Below are 15,811 nucleotides of genomic sequence, written 5' to 3' on the forward strand. Positions count from 1 at the left end.
TATGCACAGCGAAACGGGAGAATGTCCCCTTATGTCCAGAATCATGCTTGGTCGCCGCCAGTCTCTCCTTGGTTTGACCGCCGGTCTTGGCGCGCTTTCTATGCCGTTTATTCAAACAGCACGCGCTGCTGGCACGCCCGTAAAGCTCGTCACATCATGGTACGCACAGGCAGAATTCGGCGGTTTCTATCAGGCGCTTGCCAAAGGATATTATGCACGGGAAGGGCTGGACGTCACAATCGAGGCAGCCAGTCCGCAGATGAATGTTCCGCAACTTCTTGCAGCCGGACGAGCCGACTTCATTACCGGATATGACTTTCAGCTTCTCTCTGCTGTCGCGTCTGGTATTCCCCTCGTTGCCGTGGCGAGTACGTTCCAACATGATCAGCAGGGGCTGATGACGCACGCTGGAGTTACTGATCTTCAGCAGCTTAAAGATCATCCGATCCTGATTGCATCATCTTCACATGCGACATTCTGGCCATGGCTCAGGAAACGCTTTGGTTATACGGAAGAACAGGCGAGGCCATATTCATTCAACCTCCAGCCTTTTTTCTTCGACAAAAGCATGGCCGTACAGGCTTACGCGTCATCCGAGCTCTGGGATGCGAAATTGAAAGGAATGCCGGTCGAATTCTTCCTGTTCAAGGATCTGGGATACCCGCCATATGGCGCCCCGATGATCACCACCCAGCAAATGGTGAAGACAGACAAAAACAAGGTAAACAGCTTCGTAAAAGCATCGCTACTTGGCTGGAGCGACTATTTTCAGGATCCCACTTCGGGGAATGCTTTGATCCTGAAAGCCAATCCAAACATGACGCTTGGGCACCTGACTTTCGGTTACGAAGGGCTGAAGAAAGCAAATGTCCTTCTGTCGGATGATGTCCAGGCAAAAGGGCTGGGCGCAATGACGACTGCCCGATGGCAGGCGACACGGGATTTCATGGTCAGTCAAAACTTTTTGCCAGCCGATGCGGACTGGAAAAGCGCCTTCACAACAGAATTTGTAGACACACTTCGGATCATGCCCACATGACGCTTCTTATTCACAACACCTGCGGTATTTTGACTGGCCTAAAAGGGGATGCAGCCAGAAGAACAGGAAGTCTTCGAATCCGGAACGGGAAAATTGTCGAAATCGGGGACCTGTCTCCTCATGACGGAGAAACAGTACTGGATGCGAAAGGCGGTGTTGTTTCGCCCGGCCTGATCAGCACGCATCACCATCTGTTCCAGAGTGTTCTCAAGGCGGTCCCGACTGCCATCAACAAGCCGCTTGAACCTTGGCTGCGTCTTGTTCCCAACACCTACTGGAGCCGCATCGACGAACGGGCGCTGAATGTTGCCGCTCGGGTCGGGATGGTGGGGCTGCTTCTATCAGGCTGTACGACAGTTGCGGACCATCATTACCTGTTTGCGGACATGTACGCTTATGACCCGGCCGCTGTTCTGTTCGATGCTGCCGAAGATCTGGGTCTTCGCTACGTTCTGGCACGGGGAGGGACAACGCGGGCCAGAAAATTCGATACGGACGAGGTTATTCCTGCTCCGACCGAAACTTTGGATGTCATGCTCAAGCGCGTCGATGCGCTTGTCAGCCGGTATCATCAGTCCGGGTCGAACGCGAAACGCCGGATTGCTCTGGCACCCAATACGCCCACATGGGGCGTCACGCCTGATGAACTACGTCAAATGGCCGTGGCGGCACGAAGTATGGGCATTTCCCTGCATTCGCACCTGTCGGAGACGGAGAATTACGTCAGGTTCTGCCTGGAAACATACAATATGCGGCCCGTTCAGTTCGTGGCGGAGCATGGCTGGGTCGGAAATGATGTGTGGTTCGCACATCTGGTCCATCTGGATGAGAGCGAACTCAGGCTTCTTGCCCAGACGGGTACTGGCATGGCGCATTGCCCACAAAGCAATTGTCGACTTGGGTCAGGAATTGCGCCCGCGCCCGCTCTGGATGCCTTGGGAGGGCGCGTCTCTCTGGCTGTTGATGGTGCAGCGTCCAATGAAGCCTGTGACATGAATGCAGAAATGCACTGTGCCTGGATGGTCCATCGCGCGGTTCAGGGGGCAGGGGCTGTAACGGCCGAAGATGTCATGAGGTGGTCAACGTCTGAAGGAGCCGCCATTCTGGGGCTTCCCGACATAGGCCGGATAGAAGTCGGAGCAACGGCAGATCTGGTCATTCATGGTCTGGATGCCCCACGATGTGCAGGGATGCACGACGCGCTGATTGCACCGGTTGTCTCTGGAGCCACAACCGTCAGACACGTCCTGATGGATGGAAAGCCCGTTGTCGTAGATGGAATGATTCCGGGACTGGATCTCGAATCCCTTCTGGCAGAGGCGAGAAGCGTTGTGGGATGCCTCGCAGTTTCGTGACGGGAACCAATGCAGGGCAGCACCTATGGCTGAAACATGTTTTCTGGTATTCGTGCCGATCTCTTTTGCATTCTTGGCTGTCTTCCCAGAAAAGGAAATCCCATGCTGACCTGCGTTGGCTATGCCGCTTCCAGTCCAACGTCTCCGCTGACGCCATTCGCATTTGAACGCCGGGACTGTGGTCCAATGGATGTTCAGATTGACATCACCCATTGCGGTGTCTGCCATTCGGACATTCACACAGCCCGAAGCGAGTGGGGACCAGCGTCCTATCCGGTTGTACCCGGTCACGAGATCATCGGGCGTGTCAGCGCCGTAGGGCGTGACGTCACCCGCTTCAAAGCTGGGGATCTGGTCGGTGTGGGCTGCATGGTTGATTCATGCCGGTCCTGTGCGTCCTGTGAATCTGGGCTGGAGCAGTATTGCGATGCCGGCCCAACCTGGACCTATAACAGCCCTGACACGTCATTTCCGATAGAAGGCGCTCACACGTACGGCGGCTATTCTCGTGCGGTTGTCGTGGATGAGGGGTTTGTTCTTCACATTCCGGAAAATCTGGATCCAGCCGCTGCGGCACCTCTTCTCTGTGCGGGCATTACGACCTGGTCTCCACTGGCGCACTGGAAGATCGGCGTAGGGCACAAAGTTGGCGTTGTTGGGCTTGGCGGGCTTGGACATATGGCCGTCAAATTTGCCGTAGCGCTGGGTGCGGAAGTGACTCTGTTCACGACGTCTCCCGGCAAAATCGAAGACGGGAAGCGCCTCGGCGCACACCGGGTTGTCATCTCCCGTGATGCCGATGCCATGGCAGCAGAAGCAAACCGGTTTGACTTCATTCTCGATGCCGTCTCTGCCGACCACGACATCAACGCCTATCTCGCGCTTCTGAAGCAGGACGGGCACATGGTGCTGGTCGGACTTCCGGAAAAGCCGATGTCCATCGGGGCTTTCAGCCTCGTCGCCAAGCGCCGTAGCCTTGCAGGATCAGCCATTGGTGGTATCCAGGAGACGCAGGAAATGCTTGATTTCTGCGGGAAACATAACATCACGAGCGATATTGAAGTCATTCGCATGGATGAAATCAATGAAGCCTATGATCGCGTGCTTCGCTCCGATGTGAAGTACCGATTTGTCATCGACATGGCCTCCATGCCAGCAACACTCGAAGGCTGATATCGTTCTGCGAAACAGATGATTTCCAGCCTGTTTCGCAGAAAACGAACTCTATGAGAGTAAAGACTGATTCTGTGGTGAAAAGGCACGATCTCAGCATGGATCACCACGTAGCAACCTGCCGTGCCGAACTGGTTGCCGTTCTGACAACATTGCGGAACGGCATGCCAGAAGTGCTGACCCTTCAAGACGGCCGTTGCCTGCCAGCCGGGCCTCTGGAAACCGAGCATACCTCTCTCCAGCGCGGCCTGAGACACTGGGTCGAGCAGCAGACAGGTTTCCGGCTGGGGCATGTGGAACAGCTTTATACGTTCGGGGATGCTGCGCTGGCTCAACAAGACAGGCTGGTTCGTATTTCCTACATGGCTCTGACCAGGGACGGACAGACGCAGGGTGCCTGGCAGAGCTGGTACAATTATTTCCCATGGGAAGACCGCCGCACCAATGGCTGCCTCACAGTCCTGAAAACCATTGAAGATCGGCTGAAAGGTTGGGCTGGCGATCAGACCGAAAGGCTTGAACGCTGCAATCAGGCGTTTGGGCTGAATGGCGAGAGCTGGAATGACGATGCCGTTCTGGAGCGATATGAACTGCTCTGGGAAGCAGGTCTGGTTCGGGAAGCAGGGCGGGAAACCGTATCGCAGATCAATGGCCAATCCATGCTTGGGGACCATCGACGTATTCTCGCGACAGCGCTTTCACGGCTACGCGCAAAAATTCGCTATACGCCAGCCGTTTTCGAACTGGTTCCCGAAGATTTTACACTTCTGCATCTTCAGCAAGCCATGGAGGCCCTGTCAGGCCGTCTCATGCACAAGCAGAATTTCCGACGCCTCGTACAAAATCAACAGCTTGTAGAAGAGACGGACCGTTACGAGAGCGGCGTTCAGGGACGTCCTGCACGGCTTTACAGGTTCCACCGGGAGAATTCTGAAAACTGTTATCTTTCGGGTGCCAAGCTCCCTTTGGACTACATCTCCTGAAAATGTGTTGCGTGAAAGCGTTGCTGATGGAGTAAGATACTATATGCTCAATTAGAGCATAATAGATCATGGAGTCCATCATGGGCGGTTCAAATGCCTTGCAAGGCCGGGACAGGCTATACGAACCCGTCTCACGCCTGATGGCTCGGGAGGACTGGGAGAGACTTTATGCGGATGATATCGAAGCCATTCTGCGTTTAAAGCAGGAGCGGAATGCCGTCATTCTCGCTCACAACTATCAGACCCCCGAAATCTTTCATTGCGTGGCCGATATCCGTGGAGACAGCCTCGCCCTTGCGCGGGATGCTCAAAATCTGGATGCCGATGTGATCGTCATGGCAGGCGTTCACTTCATGGCGGAAACCGCCAAGCTCATGAATCCCGACAAAACCGTTCTGATCCCCGACGAGCGGGCAGGTTGCTCGTTAGCGGAGAGCATCACGGCTGAAGACGTGCGGAAAATGAAAGAGCGTTATCCCGGCGTTCCGGTCGTGACTTACGTCAACAGTACCGCGGACGTGAAAGCCGAAACGGACGTCTGCTGCACCTCTGGAAATGCGAAACGCGTTGTCGAGAGCCTGAACGTGCCGCGTGTCATCATGATCCCGGATGAATTTTTGGCACAGAACATCCAGAACGAAACCGGCATTGAAATGCTGACCTGGCCGGGCCACTGCGAGGTTCATGAGCGCTTTACGCCACAGGAGATCCGCCAGTATCGGCGTATGCACCCGGGCGTGGCCGTCATCGCACATCCGGAATGTCCGCCTGAGGTGGTGGCTGAAGCTGATTATTCAGGCTCTACAGCCAACATGATTGATTATGTAGCCACACAGAAACCCGAAAAAGTGCTGCTCGTCACGGAGTGCTCGATGAGCGACAATCTTGCGACTCTCAACCCAGAGACGGAGTTTGTGCGCCCGTGCAATCTGTGCCCGCACATGAAGCGCATTACGCTGGCTGGCATTCGCCGCGCGCTGGAAAATATGGAGACCCCCGTCACCATTCCCTCTGTCCTTGAAGCACCGGCCCGAGCGGCCGTAGAACGGATGCTGGCGATCTAGCATGGGCAAGGCTCTTCTGAGCGCTCTCGCGGATCAGCCTGTGATAGTTGGGGCAGGATTGGCGGGCCTGTCCGCTGCACTCCATCTGCGTCAACCCTGCGTCATCCTCACACCGTCACCATTAGGGCTGGAGGCCGCCAGCTCTCTGGCGCAAGGAGGGATCGCGGCAGCCATCGGTTCGGATGATTCACCGGAGTTGCATGCAGTGGATACGCTGGCTGCTGGCGCGGGTCTGAGTGTGCCGGAGGTTGTGAGACGCGTAACAACCGCAGCGCCTCAGGTTATCCAGACTCTGCTGGACTGGGGCGTTCCATTCGCGCGGAAAGACGGAGTTCTGGACCTGCATCTGGAAGCTGCACATTCCAGAAAGCGTATTCTGCACATCGGAGGCGATGGGAGTGGGGCGGCCATTATGCAGACGCTCATCAGACGCGTGCAGGCCCGCGAGAACATTACAGTGCTGGAAGGCACCCGCCTCAACGGGCTGATAGTTCAGGATGGACGCCTGCGAGGTGTCCATACATCTGCAGGTTTCCTGCCCACATCTGCATGCCTTGTGGCCTCGGGAGGAATAGGGGCACTTTACAACGAGGCGACCAGTCCATCCACAGTGAGCGGATCAGGCCTTGCTCACGCTGCTCGAGTGGGTGCGCGGGTGGCTGATATGGAGTTCACCCAGTTCCATCCGACGGCCCTGAGAACGGGCTCAATGACAGGACGCCGCCCACTTGTCAGTGAGGCCGTTCGAGGTGCTGGAGCCATTCTTGTGGATGAGAGGAACGAGCGCTTTACGGACGAGCTACAATCTCGGGATGTCGTAGCCAGAGCCATTTTTGCTCATATCCGAGAAGGGCATGACGTTTTTCTGGATGGGCGGCGCTTGAGGGAGACAGTCTTCAGTCAGCAGTTTCCGGCCATTACCGCAGCCTGCCATGCCATTGGCGTCGATCCGGAGAAAAGTCCCATCCCGGTAAGTCCAGCAATGCACTATCACATGGGCGGTCTGGACGTGGACGCGCGGGGACGCACCTCTGTTTCCGGCCTCTGGGCGGCAGGTGAAGCAGCCTGCACTGGTCTTCATGGTTCAAACCGTCTGGCCAGTAATTCCCTACTGGAGGCCTTCCTGACGGGACAATGGGCGGCAGAAGATATCGACCATGTTGACCATCAACCGGCACTTCTTCGCTCTGTGACGACACGTCAGGCTCACTCGCAGCTCTCAGGCCAGATACCGAAACTCATGAGTGAGTATGCCGGAATTCTCAGAGACGAAACCGGCCTTCAGACGCTCCTTCATGCAGCTCTACCGGACATTGAAACAAACGACGGAGCCCTTGTGGCGGCCCTCTTGGCTCAGTCCGCGCTCAAACGACGCGAGAGCCGAGGAAGTCATTATCGAACGGATTATCCTGAAATAACAGATCCTTACAGAACAACCCTCACTTTGTCAGATCTTCCTGTTCCTGAAAGATTACTCTCATGACATTCCAGACTTTTCTGCCGGGTCTTCTCTGGGAGCCTCTGGTCCGTACTGCACTTCTGGAAGATCTGGGAGCAGGAGGCGATGTCACGACACAGGCGCTACTAGACCCGGACCGACCATTGCAGGCCATTTTCCGTGCCCGAAAGACGGGTGTGCTTGTGGGCCTGAAAGGGGCTGAACTTGCTTTCACGCTCTTGGATAAAAGCGTTCGGTTCCTGCCTCAGAAAAACGATGGGGAGCAAATCGTTGCCGGTGATGTTCTGGCAGTTGTCGAAGGTGGGGCTGGAACCGTTCTTGCTGGCGAGCGAACCGCCTTGAACCTTTTGTCTCATCTCAGTGGCATCGCAACAGCCACGCGCGAAATTGTGGATGCAGTTCATGGGACCGGCGTACGCATCTGCTGTACGCGCAAGACGCTACCCGGAATGAAGACCGTTCAGAAATATGCTGTTCGGGCCGGTGGAGGATCCAGCCATCGCTACAGGCTGGATGATGCCATCCTGATCAAGGACAACCATCTGGCACTCTGTGGCAGCGTGTCTGCTGCTCTTGCCAAGGCCCGGAGCCGCGCGGGTCATCTCATGAAGATCGAGCTTGAGGTTGATACACTGGAGCAGCTTGAAGAGGCTTTGTCGGCAGGGGGAGCAGATGCGTATCTGCTCGATAATATGAAACCGGACCAATTGCGCCAGGCTGTCAGATTAATTGATGGAAGAGGGATCGCGGAAGCATCAGGCCGCATCACCCCTGAAACAGTTCGTCCGATTGCGGAAACCGGTGTCGATATCATTTCCCTCGGCTGGCTGACTCATACCGTCAGGGCTCTCGATATCGGACTGGATATTGAGGGCTAAGAACGGCCTCTTGAGGACTACCCAAAAGTAGTCCTCAAGAGGTTTATGCTCAGCCGTTGATTTGATGAGCCATGACCGCACCCATGACAGGGTCTGTAATACTGGCACGGCCGGTTTCCACATGACCTGCGAAGCGTTGATGATTATCGGTTTCTCCATCGACCAACACGTTCACATCATACCATTGATGGCTTGAAGTCAGATCGAGAGACACAGCCAGTGTCTGACCGGCTGCTATGGAAAGCGGCCTGTCTTCCGCACCGTAAGCGTTATCCTTGATCAGGATGTTCTTACTGACCGCACCAGTATTCCTCAGGTCAAGGACAAGCTGTCCTGTTTCTTTCTGGTGGTAAGCCCGTACCACCAGCGTCGATAGGACAGCACGCTTGAAATATCGCGCGAAGCCATTCGGGCCGAGCACCGTGAAGTCATGCTGGCCTTGATGCGAAATATCCCAACGATCCTTGACGGATTTACCGGGCTCCACTGTATGACGGCGCGGCGTTTCGGTTGTTCCGTCCCGATAGACATAGAAGCTGGCACCGACCGCCCCCGTATTCCGGATCTCGAACGCCACCGCATCAGGCGTGTCTTCAATCAGATCCACAGCCAGATTGTATGGCAACGGACGGGCAGGGCGCGCGCCACGCTCCTGATCTCCGATATCGTCAACTGTGCTTTGGTGAGGAATGACAGGGTTGGGCAGCTTGCAGGAAGCGTCCGCGATTTTCTTGTATGCAGCTGTATCGGGGAGCGGGACTTTCACATGGCTCTTGCGAGAGAAGTCAAACGCGCTTGTCAGATCGCCGCAAACCGCACGACGCCAGGGCGTAATGTTGGTTTCCTTGACGCCAAACCGACTCTCAATAAAGCGAATGACAGAGGTGTGGTCAAAGACTTCCGAGCAGACAAACCCACCAGTGCTCCACGGGGAAATAGCAAAGGCAGGAACGCGCGGGCCAAGGCCATACGGCAGGTTGTCAGGCTTGTAGCGTTGCGTTTCAAAGTTCTGGAGATGCCTGTGGATCTCGCCTTCAGTGGACACGGTGCTCAGGCCCGGCAAAACCGGGGTAGGAGGCTGTGGCGGCGGCATATGGTCGAAATAGCCGTCATTTTCGTCGTACATGACCAAAAAGACTGTCTTGGCCCAGACGTCAGGATTTGCCGTTAGGGCATCAAGAGCATGGGCAATAAATGTTGCCCCGTATCCCGGTGTCCAGCGCGGATGTTCGGAGTAAGCTGCTGGAGGCAGTATCCACGAAACCTGCGGAAGTTTGTCGGCCAGTACATCCTGTTTGAGATGATCCAGTGTCCGGGCCGTCATGGCGCGGTCATGTAGCGCAGAGCCCGGCTGTGCCTCAGCAAAATTCTTGAAGCACATCAGCACGTTGGTACCGAAATTTCCGTTTTCGATATCGGCGCCAGAAAGACCCTGCTGATACACCTGCCAGGAAACACCGGCATCCTGCAAACGCTCCGGATAGGTTGTCCAGGTAAACGGATCTGGCACCTTGGGGTAAAATTCCCGGTCCACCCAGTCCACGTTATCGAGAATGGGGCCGCCACCCGTCGCATTCGGATCCACCATCCCGGACATCAGATAGAAGCGGTTTGGATGCGTCTGGGTTGGTGTGGAGCAGAAGTAGTGGTCGCAGACTGTGAAGGCATCCGCCAATGCATAATGGAAGGGAATATCTTCGCGCGTGTAGTACCCCATCGTCATATCTTTTTTGTGACGAGGCCACTGGTTGTTCCAGCCCTTGTTGATCGCCGCATGCGTTGGCGACCAGCTATGGTCAAGGTCGATAACGCATTCCGCGCTGGATGTCTGGGTTGGGAGGTGAAACGGCGTAATCCAGCCGTTTTCGGCCTTCTGTCGTTGCTGCCACCAGATGGGTTCACCGCCGGGGCCGCGAACAACATGCCGATCTCCGTAACCACGAACGCCTGAAAGATGGCCAAGATAATGGTCGAATGAACGGTTTTCCTGCATCAGCACGACAATATGCTGCACATCCTCAAGCGTTCCGCTTTCACGGTGCGCAGGAATGGCGCGGGCACGCTGGATCGAGGGCAGGAGAGCGCTCAGGGAAAAACCGGCACCAAGACCCAGCAGGCCACGACGGTCGAGTTTTACGGTCACCGGATCATCTCTCTCGTATGGTCAGAACTGGACGCATCGTTACCATGCCTGATGTTTGAAAATCACGAGGCAAGAGCACGATATTTTATGTTTGTTTTGTGAATGGGCTTTAGAGAACAGACAACGCAAGATACACAGCCTGTGGACTAGCCTCGCAGCTGACGCGCACCCTGTCCCCACTCCAGGAAGGAACAAACGCAAGATCAAAAGGAGATAGACTACTGGTCGGATCGTAGCCATTGAACGTGCCCGACTTCCAATGGAGTTGCCCGGATCCATAGCAGCAAAACGCTCGCAGCTTGGCTTTCCCGAACGGCTGCTCTGGCTGTTGTTCGGATGTCAGCCGCAAGACCATCCGATCCGAGACAGTAAATGCGGCAGCCAGAGCTGCTGTCTGCTCGACATCTTCAATCATGAAGGCAGGATAGCGCTCACGGATGGCGGAACCCTTCAACTGACTCAGAATATCATTGAGTGTTCCGTCCAGAAAAAGATCTTCTGCAGGAAGCTGATGGCCCTGCAATCTCTGCTGCCAGTCGTTCGGCACTTTCCGGGTCCAGACAATCATGTCCAGATCCGTCCTGGCGAGGTCTACGAGAATTTCCGGTCGACTTGAGGCTCGAACACGCGGAGCATCGGCGAGGACAGGATCAGGCCAGCTTTCGATGACAAACATGATATTAGGCCGCAATCATTACAGGAGCGTCCATGGACGCTCCACACGCACCAGCTTCGTCAATCGTCAGAAGAAGCCTCTGGCGTTTCTCGATCGGCAGAGCCGATAAACGTGGCGAGCGATGGCGGACACTGGTTGCTTCAGACCATCCCGGAAAATGCTTTCCTTTGAGAAAAACAACGGCCCCATCCGGAGCCTGATGAATGGTCAAACCTCCATCTGCCGTCCATTCAACACCAGGGCCGACATAAGTGCGGAGCAATCGCAGCCCCACACAGTCAACATGGAATTTTCGACAACTGTCCGTTGTCACTTTCTCAAGCCGAACGCGTAACGTCTGATGCCCGGAAACCTCCTGATATCGGCTTGCAAGATCAATCATATCCGCCAGCAAAGGGAGGGTTTCATCCGGGAAAGCTTCAGTAAGACCGCTACAGATCGTCTCCAGCGTCCCTTGAGCCATGATCAGACGCGCACCATTCCGGAGATGACTCTCCGAGGCTCTTCTGATGGATTCAGTAAGTCTTTGAGAATGAACGGCAATCGTGCGTTCCGGGGAGAGTATTTCCCTGAAAGACGATTGGCTGACCAGTTGGTGACGCGTCGGGCATGATGACATCGCAACAAAATCACTCTACATATTGATATGTTATATCATAACTATATAAGCCTTTCACGCAAGACCGTTCATTCCATCAAGGAGCTTTTGTCATCATGGATGACCGATTGCCCGTTACCGTTCTCTCCGGCTTTCTTGGAGCCGGAAAAACAACACTTCTCAATCATATCCTGAACAACCGCGAAGGGCGGAAAGTCGCCGTCATCGTCAATGATATGAGCGAAGTGAACATTGACGCGGATCTGGTGCGACAAGGAGGGAGTGATCTCTCCCGTACGGATGAGAAACTCGTCGAAATGAGTAATGGATGCATCTGCTGCACCTTGCGGGATGATCTTCTCAAGGAAGTCGATCGACTGGCTCGTGAAAAACGGTTCGACTATCTGCTGATCGAATCAACAGGCATCGCAGAACCACTTCCTGTCGCCGCAACCTTCGAGTTTCGGGACGAGGACGGCCGTAGTCTCAGCGATATTGCGCGCCTCGATACCATGGTGACAGTTGTGGATGCGGTGAATCTGCTCCGCGATTATGGTTCAACAGACTTCCTGAAAGATCGGGGAGAGGTCGCAGGTGAAGACGACGAACGGGCACTTGTTGACCTTCTTGTGGAGCAGATCGAGTTCGCCGATGTGGTACTTCTGAACAAGGTTGATACCGCAACACCTGAACAGAGGGACGCAGCTCGACTCATCATCAGATCTCTCAATGCGGATGCCGAAATCCTCGAAACCAATCAGAGCACTGTTTCTCTGGACGAGGTCCTGAACACTGGCCGCTTCGACTTTGATCGGGCTCACCAGCATCCGATGTGGTTTAAAGAACTCTATGGTCATGCGGACCATGTTCCGGAAACGCAGGAATACGGAATTTCGAGTTTTGTTTACAGAGCCCGCCGTCCGTTCTCCCCACAAGCCTTTGCACAATTTATCGAACAGTCATGGTCAGGTGTTGTGCGCGTCAAAGGCTATTTCTGGCTTGCAACACGACCGGACTGGGTTGGTGAACTGAGCATTGCCGGTGCGCTGGCCCGCAATCAGGCTGCAGGGCGATGGTGGAGCAGTGTGCCGCAGGACTCCTGGCCTGATGATGACGCCTGGCGCGCAACACTCGCAAAATACTGGGACGATACATATGGAGATCGGAGGCAGGAACTGGTCTTTATTGGTGCAAACATGGATGAAGCAGATATTCGGGCCGCATTGAATAACTGCCTGATGCCAGAAAATGCGGATGGTATTTTCATGCCTTGGCACTATGACACTCTCCCGGATCCATTTCCTGTCTGGGAATAATGACAATCATACGAAAACAATAAACTGCTTTGAGATTGACACCTCCCATGGTGCACTCCGATGATTGGGACCGGTCCATTTCGAGCAGAACCCATGACACAAGACGATGCCTCCCTGACTTCTGACACCCCCCACTCCAAACTGGAGCGGGGACCTCGACGCAGGGATGTTCTGGCTACCGTGACTGTTGGCATGGGATGCGCTGGCGCATGTGCGCTGGCTTATCCCTTTCTGGATAGCCTGAACGGAACACGCAGCAACCATGTTGGCGAGAGCGACATTCTGGACGTGGATCTCTCGACGCTCAAACCGGGCCAGCAGAGTGTTGTCACATGGCGGGGCTGGCCCGTTTTTGTGCAGAAAAGAACGCCGGAAATGCTGAAAAAACTTCAGGATCCAGCGCTTCTTCAAAAATTGCGTGACCCTGAGTCCCGTATGCCGCAACAACCCAAAGATGCAGCAAACTGGCATCGGTCCATTACCCCCGACATCGGCGTCATGATCGGGATCTGCACGCATCTGGGCTGCGTCCCAACATTTGATGCTCCAACACAGGCCGAGCCCTCCGGGAAATACCTTTGCCCCTGTCATGGATCGCAGTTTGACAGCGCTGGTCGAGCTTTTAAGAACGCGCCTGCGCCGTACAATCTCCCGGTTCCGCCTGTGACGATGATCTCTGACACACATCTGCGTATCGGCGAGAGTAAAGGCGATCCTGACTTCGATATCGCCAACATTCGACAAATCTGAGCACAACCATGAATGAACGTCCTCAATCCGTATCGACATGGTTGAATACCCGCCTGCCAATCTTATCCGCTTTCCGGCGTGAGTATGTTGAATTCGCCATGCCGCGAAATCTCAATTATCTCTGGAATTTCGGTGCATTCGCAGTTGTTTCACTGACGCTTCTGATCCTTAGCGGTATCTTCCTCGCTCTCAATTACACACCGACGCTTGCCGACGCCTTTTCAAGTGTTGAAACCATCGACCGGCAGGTCGCTTCAGGCTGGCTCATCCGATCCATTCACATGGGCGGCGTATCCATGCTGTTCGCAGCGCTATATGTGCATATTGCACGCAGCCTGTATTACGGTTCCTACAAAGCCCCGCGTGAGTTGGTCTGGCTAACAGGGCTGGGACTACTGCTTCTGGTTATGATTACGGCGTTCGCCGGTTACGTTCTTCCCTGGGGACAGATGTCTTACTGGGGTGCGACCGTCGTGGTGAATGCCGTCAATACAGTTCCACTTGTTGGCAAACCTTTGGCATCCTGGCTTCTGGGTGGGGAAGGTCTGGGGAATATTGCGCTGCACCGCCTCTTTGTCCTGCATTTTGTCACGGCATTTTCGATCATCGGCGTCATTGTCCTGCATGTCGCAACTCTACACGTTACGGGGTCCAATAACCCGACCGGCAAGGATTTGACGGAGCCTGACCAGACCGTGCCGTTCCACCCCTATTACACGACGAAAGATGGTCTGGGTCTTTGCCTTTTTCTGTTGGTGTATGCGGCGCTGATTTTCTTCGCGCCTGACTTTCTGACGCTGAGCGACAATTATGTTCAGGCCAACCCGCTGATAACACCTTCGGATATTATACCTGAGTGGTATTTTGCCCCGTTTTACGCCATCCTTCGGGCCGTCCCCTCAAAACTCGGTGGTCTTATTCTTGCGACAGGCAGCATCGTCATTCTGTTCGCGCTGCCTTGGCTTGACTCTTCGACGATCAGATCCGCCCGTTTCCGACCTTGGCTCCGAGTGGCTCTGCCTCTTCTGTTTCTTGCTTTTTTGGCTCTTGGTCTGGCGGGGATGAGCCCTCCAAGTTCTTTCTGGGTCTGGATCAGCCGTGCCGCTGTCGCGTACTGGTATGTCTATTTTCTGGGCCTGCTTCCTATGATTGCGCGTCGAGAACAGGCCAGCCGCCGAAAAGAGCATTTTTAATGAGACGTCTCTTTATAGCCAGTATGCTGGCGTTTCCGGCTTTTGCAGTTCATGCCTCTACACCCGAACAGCGTGGCCTCGAGGTTTTTCGGCAGGTTTGCAGCTCATGCCACAGTCTCAATCATGTTACGTATGCCGATCTGGGAGAGCTGGGCCTGTCCGTCTCGGATATCAAAGCCTATGCTGCCCAGCATGAAATCCCCGATGGCCTGGATGATGATGGCGATCCAAAGACACGCCCCGCTCACCCTTCAGATGTTATAGGCTCTCCCTACCTTACAGCCGGTATGGCACGCATGGCCAATCACGGCGGTCTTCCACCAGATTTTTCACGTCTGGCTATGACACAGAAAGGCGGTATCAAGAGAATTATTGATATTTTGGTCTCTTATACCTCCCCACCAGAAGGGAAAAAACTTCCACCCGGTTCGTATTACAATACCGCCATGCCCCATCTTCACATTGCCATGCCTCCGCCACTCCATGACGGACAAATCAAATATACTGATGGGACAAACGCTACCGTTCCGCAGATGGCACATGACGTTGGAGCATTTCTCTCATGGGCCGCGCATCCACATCTTCATACCAGACATAGGACGGGACTGTTCGTCCTGTCCTATGTAGCCATCCTGAGCGGCTTTCTGTTTGTTCTTAAACGACGTGTCTGGACAGGACGAACAAAGAGACTGCGCTGATCAAGGCAGGGGATGCAGAGCATCCAGCGCTTCACGCTCTGCCAGAATATCCTTGGCTTTTTTGGGAGTGTCGCGCTGCGACCTGAAATCGTCTGCAGAAAAAACCGGTGGCGTACCAGGCGTATTTAACGAAGAAACATAGGTTAAAACTGCCGCCAGATCCTCGTCACTCAGGGATTTGAAGGAGGGCATATAACCCATGTAGCTCACATCTGAAGCTTCAAGCGGCCCGTGAAGGCCATTCAACAGAACATGGATCAGATAGGCTTTGCCCTCAGGAGAGCCCGCGATCTTACCAATCCGGCCACTAAGGGGAGGAAACTGGCTAGGAGAACCAATCCCCGCAGCTTGATGACAAACGCTGCACCGACTGTTGTAAATTGCCAGACCATCTTCTGCATGAGCAACGGAAAATGTCGCCAAAGCAGCCGTCAGAAAAAAGGTGGTACACTTGAACATAGACGTCACCCTGAATGTCCTATCAGC

At 54.6% G+C, this 15,811-nt stretch carries 15 protein-coding genes; 11 read left to right on the top strand and 4 right to left on the bottom strand.

All coding sequences use genetic code 11. The features are described from left to right. Positions 1-31: 31 nt before the first annotated feature. The 7 genes from J4P41_RS06345 to nadC all read left to right on the top strand — a co-directional run bounded on the left by J4P41_RS06345 (position 32) and on the right by nadC (position 7,951). Positions 32-1,039 carry an ABC transporter substrate-binding protein gene (locus J4P41_RS06345; RefSeq protein ID WP_426066463.1) on the top strand — a complete coding sequence of 336 codons (1,008 nt, stop codon included), beginning with the start codon at positions 32-34 and terminating at the stop codon, positions 1,037-1,039. Next, complete coding sequence (locus J4P41_RS06350) at positions 1,036-2,394, top strand: amidohydrolase family protein (RefSeq protein ID WP_426066464.1); 1,359 nt, start codon at positions 1,036-1,038, stop codon at positions 2,392-2,394. Before J4P41_RS06345 ends, J4P41_RS06350 begins: the two co-directional genes overlap by 4 nt. A gap of 102 nt (positions 2,395-2,496) precedes the next feature. After that, complete coding sequence (locus tag J4P41_RS06355; protein ID WP_426066465.1) at positions 2,497-3,567, top strand: NAD(P)-dependent alcohol dehydrogenase; 1,071 nt, start codon at positions 2,497-2,499, stop codon at positions 3,565-3,567. A 98-nt stretch (positions 3,568-3,665) separates the two neighbouring features. Further along, complete coding sequence (locus J4P41_RS06360; protein ID WP_426066466.1) at positions 3,666-4,550, top strand: NUDIX hydrolase; 885 nt, start codon at positions 3,666-3,668, stop codon at positions 4,548-4,550. Positions 4,551-4,630: 80 nt separating this feature from the next. Beyond that, complete coding sequence (gene nadA, locus J4P41_RS06365) at positions 4,631-5,614, top strand: quinolinate synthase NadA (RefSeq protein ID WP_426066639.1); 984 nt, start codon at positions 4,631-4,633, stop codon at positions 5,612-5,614. Between the two features lies 1 nt (position 5,615). Then, positions 5,616-7,097, top strand: a complete 1,482-nt coding sequence (locus J4P41_RS06370) for an L-aspartate oxidase (protein ID WP_426066467.1) — start codon at positions 5,616-5,618, stop codon at positions 7,095-7,097. Beyond that, entirely contained in the window at positions 7,094-7,951 is an 858-nt protein-coding gene (nadC, locus tag J4P41_RS06375) for a carboxylating nicotinate-nucleotide diphosphorylase (RefSeq protein WP_426066468.1), read from the top strand. Before J4P41_RS06370 ends, nadC begins: the two co-directional genes overlap by 4 nt. A gap of 49 nt (positions 7,952-8,000) precedes the next feature. Here the strand turns inward: nadC and J4P41_RS06380 are convergent, their stop codons facing one another. From J4P41_RS06380 to J4P41_RS06390, 3 genes are all read right to left on the bottom strand, one after another. Further along, on the bottom strand, positions 8,001-10,094 hold the full coding sequence (locus tag J4P41_RS06380) for a phosphocholine-specific phospholipase C (RefSeq protein WP_426066469.1): 2,094 nt from the start codon (positions 10,092-10,094) through the stop codon (positions 8,001-8,003). A 109-nt stretch (positions 10,095-10,203) separates the two neighbouring features. After that, the gene (locus tag J4P41_RS06385) at positions 10,204-10,770 is read right to left on the bottom strand and encodes a hypothetical protein (protein ID WP_426066470.1); all 567 of its coding nucleotides are present in this window, start codon (positions 10,768-10,770) and stop codon (positions 10,204-10,206) included. Between the two features lie 4 nt (positions 10,771-10,774). Then, the gene (locus tag J4P41_RS06390) at positions 10,775-11,389 is read right to left on the bottom strand and encodes a DUF1826 domain-containing protein (protein WP_426066471.1); all 615 of its coding nucleotides are present in this window, start codon (positions 11,387-11,389) and stop codon (positions 10,775-10,777) included. A 95-nt stretch (positions 11,390-11,484) separates the two neighbouring features. On the opposite strand from J4P41_RS06390, the gene zigA reads away from it, so the two are divergent. The 4 genes from zigA (at position 11,485) to J4P41_RS06410 (ending at position 15,325) form a co-directional block, all read left to right on the top strand. After that, the gene (zigA, locus tag J4P41_RS06395) at positions 11,485-12,684 is read left to right on the top strand and encodes a zinc metallochaperone GTPase ZigA (RefSeq protein ID WP_426066472.1); all 1,200 of its coding nucleotides are present in this window, start codon (positions 11,485-11,487) and stop codon (positions 12,682-12,684) included. Between the two features lie 93 nt (positions 12,685-12,777). Continuing rightward, the gene (petA, locus tag J4P41_RS06400) at positions 12,778-13,434 is read left to right on the top strand and encodes a ubiquinol-cytochrome c reductase iron-sulfur subunit (RefSeq protein WP_426066473.1); all 657 of its coding nucleotides are present in this window, start codon (positions 12,778-12,780) and stop codon (positions 13,432-13,434) included. An 8-nt stretch (positions 13,435-13,442) separates the two neighbouring features. After that, positions 13,443-14,627: a cytochrome b gene (locus tag J4P41_RS06405; RefSeq protein WP_426066474.1), complete on the top strand. Its 1,185-nt coding sequence runs from the start codon at positions 13,443-13,445 to the stop codon at positions 14,625-14,627. Beyond that, positions 14,627-15,325, top strand: a complete 699-nt coding sequence (locus tag J4P41_RS06410; RefSeq protein ID WP_426066475.1) for a cytochrome c1 — start codon at positions 14,627-14,629, stop codon at positions 15,323-15,325. Before J4P41_RS06405 ends, J4P41_RS06410 begins: the two co-directional genes overlap by 1 nt. Here J4P41_RS06410 and J4P41_RS06415 read toward each other — a convergent pair whose 3' ends face one another. Next, positions 15,326-15,784 (bottom strand): c-type cytochrome, encoded by a 459-nt coding sequence (locus J4P41_RS06415; protein WP_426066640.1) that lies wholly within the window; start codon positions 15,782-15,784, stop codon positions 15,326-15,328. Positions 15,785-15,811: the final 27 nt, after the last annotated feature.

Origin of the sequence: Gluconobacter sp. NFX36, from assembly GCF_049887835.1 — a bacterium.
Lineage (GTDB): Bacteria > Pseudomonadota > Alphaproteobacteria > Acetobacterales > Acetobacteraceae > Gluconobacter > Gluconobacter japonicus_A.